We start from the raw sequence: 4,501 nt of genomic DNA on the forward strand, positions 1-4,501 counted from the left end.
TGCAGCATGAACGTGAGTTCTTTGTGCTGCAACGGCGGCCCGCTTATTTATTCTAACCGAATTGTCGGAGTTGTCAGGACGCCAGATAGTTGCCGATGCCGACAATAACGGTTGAAAGAACCACCATCGAGATGCCCAGCGTAATCGTGCGCATGGTTGGCTGATTGGCGCCTTTCCATTCGTGCAGATAAAGTCCCCAGAAACTGCTGAATGCGATAATAAACGCCATGTGAAGCGTCCATCCGGAAAACCGGTATTCGCCCATTTTGCTATCGCCCATTCCGTAGAAAAAGAACTGAAAATACCACGTAAAACCTGCTAGCGCGCAAAAAATAATATTCGCCAGAATGGGCGTCGATGCGTTGGTGTAGTCTGAATACGTACGATTCTGTATGTTTAGATAGATAGTCCAGATCGCGTTGGTTGTCAAACCGCCGAGCAGGATAATAACCAGTGGGGCATTATTCATATACAGCGTATCCGTTCCGTGTTGAATGGCTAATTCCGCAATCGGCTGCCCGGCGGTAAGGCCAAACGACATACAGGCGCTCATCACTCCGGAGAAAATAGCTACGAGTAATCCTTTCCGAAGATCGAATTCGGTAATCACCGCTTTTTTCTGGGCATCTGAAAGCGATTTTTCTTTCATTATACCGGCGATTCCGCAGATAGAAATCCCCACTACGCAAACAACCAGGCCAAGCACAATAACCCGGCCGGACGTAGTGCTGATCAGTTTGTAAAATTCGCCCTGCCAGATCGGAGGAACCAATGTACCAAAAACAGCACATAGCCCCAGCGTAACAGCCATACCCAGCGAAAGGCCCAGATAGCGCATCGCCAGCCCGAACGTTAGGCCACCAAAGCCCCACAGAACCCCCCAGAAATAAGTCCACCATAAAGTTTCGGAGGACGATTGACGTAGTACGCCGAATAGGTCTGGCACCGTAATGGCACCCATAATAAGCGGGGCTGCTACCCAGGAAAACAGGCCGCCTATAAACCAGTAACTTTCCCAGGACCAGCCACGAACTCTTTTATACGGCAGGTAAAAACTGCCGGAAGCAAATCCTCCCAGCGCATGCAAAATAACTCCCCAGATTACAGCCACTTTTTCGTAGTTTTTTACAAAATTATCTCGTCTTACTTATCAACTTTCCTACTCTTTCCTGTCTGATCGGCCCCCATAAAAACAGCCTCCGGAGGATTACTTACCGGGGGGTGGCGATTTCGGGGAGGAGAAAATAATGGGAAGATACTTTATTTGAAACAAGATGAAATGCCGTAAATTCTACTTGTGGAATACATATACTTCCCAACAACGCAGCGATGATTTTCGAACCGTAAGTTCGCTTGCCCTGACGAATTTAGTGGCAACGAACTAACCGGAATGGCGTTAAATAAAAAGAAACGTCCGTTGTGGTTGAACAGAATCTGAAAAGCATGGAAGAAATTGCCTTTACAATGAAACTGAAACCGGGCGTTGAGGCTGAATATCAACGTCGTCACGATGAAATATGGCCGGAATTATCGACAGCTTTAACAGAGGCTGGTATCCGCGATTATTCAATCTATCTGGATCGCTCGACGGGCACTCTGTTTGCGGTGCAGAAACGTACTGAAGGGCATACCGCCGATGCGTTGCCAACGCTGCCAATTATGAAACGATGGTGGGCCTACATGGCGGATCTGATGGAAACCAATCCGGACAACTCGCCGGTTGCGCTACGGCTTGAACGGGTATTTCACATGGAATAACGTAGCCCCCCAACGTCTGCTATTTAGCCCGGAAAAATTCCTCTGTTTTTCGGTTGAACTCGTCGGCGCGGTCGATCAGCGTAGCGTGGCCGCAGTTGGGTATGATCCATAGCCAGGATTTGGGAATATGTCGGGCAATGGCTACGGTGTGCTCGGTGGTAATTACATCGCGGTCGCCGGCGACAATCAGCGAAGGTACCTTGATCGATTGCAATGCCTTCAGGGAAATATTGGGCTGGAATACATCTAACGTAAAGACTTTCCAGTCGTTACGTTCCTTAGCGTCTGTAAACTGCCTGGTTTTGTTTTCCTGGTAACCTTTCTGCATCTGTTGCCACAATGAAGGAACCAGCGCAGTCGAGTCGGGCCAGAGATTAGCACCCGTCGCGACCAGTTTTTTTACTTTTTCGGGGTGACGCATCGCCAGTAGCAGAGCATTAATACCGCCGTCGCTCCAGCCAATAACGTAGGCCGAATCGACTTTGAGTTTGGTGAGCAACTCCGCAAAATCGTCAGCCATCATCTCAAAACTCAGCGAATCGCTCCGGTCCACTGATTTGCCATGCGCCCGACTGTCAACGGCGATGACACGGTACTGCTGAGCGAAAAAAGGAATGTTCTTGTGAAAGGACTGGATGGTGCCGCCGTTGCCATGAATCAGCAGGAGGGGTTTGCCTTTCCCGTACACTTCGTAATACAACCGAATGCCCCTTACTGACTGATAGTGGCCCGCTGCCGGATTATTTCCATAAGCGGTATTTTGCGCCCGGGCAACGATGCCCGATAGCAGCAAAACAAGAACGGCAAACGATAATTTCATAGGTGAAGCAGAGCAGTTAGACAAATTTAATTAACCCGTAAACTCCAGCGTACATTGGCCTGAAATGCTTATCGGTTAATTCTGTAGATTACAAGTCATTCATATATTTGTGCGAAGATACGCATCGTGTTGAGCAATTGTCTAATAGCCAGTGGTTTATGCGGTAAGAAGAAAATAGATTTATAGCCATGGGCATTTAGCAAATGCCATTTAAAAAGTACGAATTAATCCTTGTTTTAATGCACACCATTTTACCATTTCTGCTTGCCATGATAGCGGCCATTGTGCTGCTGAATATGTGGGCTACCAAACTCAAAATTGCTTATCCTATACTGCTGGTTGTAGCTGGATTGCTGATTAGTTTCATACCTGGACTGCCCAGAGTAAAAGTCGACCCTGACCTTATCTTTTTTATTTTCCTGCCGCCATTGCTGTTTGAAGCTTCCTGGACGATTTCATTTAAAGAAATGAAAAAGTGGTGGCGTATCATTGGCAGTTTTGCTTTTCTGGTCGTGTTTTTTACCGCCCTGTCGGTAGCGCTTGTTACCAATTATTACATTCCTGGATTTACCATTGCACTAGGTTTTTTACTGGGCGGAATCGTGTCGCCACCCGATGCGGTGAGTACCGGAGCCATCATGAAGTTCGTCAAAATTCCAAAATCCACGTCGGCTATTCTGGAAGGAGAAAGTTTACTCAACGATGCTTCATCACTCATCATTTTTCGATTTGCTCTGGTCGCTGTAGGCTCAGGCCAGTTTGTCTGGCAGGAAGCGGCCATGAGCTTTTTATGGATGGTAATTGGCGGGGCAGGCATTGGCTTGCTATTGGCCTGGGCCTTTGTCGAGGCCCATAAACGGTTGCCTACCGATGCGCCTTCGGATATTTCCCTAACGCTCATTGAACCTTATTTCATGTACTGGGTAGCCGAACAGCTTCATTGTTCGGGTGTGCTGGCCGTAGTAAGTGGAGGTCTGTTTATGTCAACAAGGCGCCTTGTTTTTTTGAACAGTGCCAGTCGTATTCAGGGATACAGCGTTTGGGAAAGCTTCGTATTTATTCTAAACGGTATTGTATTTCTGATCATTGGATTGGAACTCCCCGAAATTGTTGAAGGCATGCGGGATAAAGGGATTCCGCTCAGCACCGCTATTGGGTATGGCGTTTTAGTGACAGGTGTCCTGATTGCGGCCCGTGTCATTAGTTCATATGCAGCCATGCTTGCCACTATTATCTTCCGTCCGAGCGTAGCCTCTCGGGTTGGTCTCAGAACCAGAAGTCTGGCAATGCCACTACTCTTAGGCTGGACAGGCATGCGCGGGGTGGTATCGCTGGCTGCCGCTTTAGCCATTCCCATTACGCTCGACAATGGTGCCGCTTTCCCATACAGAAATCTTATCCTGTTTATCACGTTTGTGGCCATCCTGCTCACACTTTTAGTTCAGGGGCTTACCTTACCCTATATCATAAAACGGTGGCGGTTATTCGACAGTTTTACAGACGAAGATTCGGAAGAATTGACCAGGCAGAAGATGAAACAGGGTTTGAAACAACACGTTTATCAGTTCTTGAAAAATAAATACGAGCAGGAACTGAGTGGCCACGCTGGTATGGAGAAATTTCTCAGGCAATGGGAGGAGCGGGCAAAAGCTGCAGATGACAGCTGGATGACTGAAAAAACGAAAGTTATCTTTGTCGAAGTGCTTGAAAGTCAACGGCAGTACCTTGCTGAGCTGAACAAAGATCCCAGGATTGATGAAGAAATCATTCGGCAGCAATTGTACCAGATTGATCTGGAAGAAGAGCGATTGAAGATCATTTAATCCTGAATCTGTTAACTTTTCTTATTTGCTAAAAGTAGAGTCGTTTTTTGTCATTCCGACCAGAGGGAGGAATCTCAAACTTCCCAAGACGAACTTGAGA

Annotated in this window: 4 protein-coding genes; 2 read left to right on the plus strand and 2 right to left on the minus strand. The window is 47.4% G+C overall.

The genetic code is table 11. From position 1 onward, the window contains the following. Positions 1 to 73 precede the first annotated feature (73 nt). The gene (gene rhaT / locus ACOJS8_RS16510) at positions 74 to 1,111 is read right to left on the minus strand and encodes an L-rhamnose/proton symporter RhaT (RefSeq protein ID WP_420149644.1); all 1,038 of its coding nucleotides are present in this window, start codon (positions 1,109 to 1,111) and stop codon (positions 74 to 76) included. 332 nt (positions 1,112 to 1,443) lie between these two features. Between rhaT and rhaM the strand changes: the two genes are divergently transcribed. Then, entirely contained in the window at positions 1,444 to 1,758 is a 315-nt protein-coding gene (gene rhaM, locus ACOJS8_RS16515) for an L-rhamnose mutarotase (protein ID WP_420149647.1), read from the plus strand. 19 nt (positions 1,759 to 1,777) lie between these two features. Here rhaM and ACOJS8_RS16520 read toward each other — a convergent pair whose 3' ends face one another. Beyond that, positions 1,778 to 2,578 carry an alpha/beta fold hydrolase gene (locus ACOJS8_RS16520; RefSeq protein WP_420149645.1) on the minus strand — a complete coding sequence of 267 codons (801 nt, stop codon included), beginning with the start codon at positions 2,576 to 2,578 and terminating at the stop codon, positions 1,778 to 1,780. A 239-nt stretch (positions 2,579 to 2,817) separates the two neighbouring features. On the opposite strand from ACOJS8_RS16520, the gene ACOJS8_RS16525 reads away from it, so the two are divergent. After that, on the plus strand, positions 2,818 to 4,401 hold the full coding sequence (locus tag ACOJS8_RS16525) for a Na+/H+ antiporter (protein ID WP_420149646.1): 1,584 nt from the start codon (positions 2,818 to 2,820) through the stop codon (positions 4,399 to 4,401). The last annotated feature ends 100 nt before the right edge of the window (positions 4,402 to 4,501 follow it).

The organism is Spirosoma sp., assembly GCF_048594605.1.
In the GTDB taxonomy this organism is placed as follows: Bacteria; Bacteroidota; Bacteroidia; order Cytophagales; family Spirosomataceae; genus Spirosoma.

Excerpts from the sequence above, each read along its gene's own strand:
- rhaM (WP_420149647.1), top strand. The coding sequence starts at position 1,444 with ATGGAAGAAATTGCCTTTACAATGAAACTGAAACCGGGCGTTGAGGCT.
- ACOJS8_RS16520 (WP_420149645.1), bottom strand. The coding sequence starts at position 2,578 with ATGAAATTATCGTTTGCCGTTCTTGTTTTGCTGCTATCGGGCATCGTT.
- ACOJS8_RS16525 (WP_420149646.1), top strand. The coding sequence starts at position 2,818 with ATGCACACCATTTTACCATTTCTGCTTGCCATGATAGCGGCCATTGTG.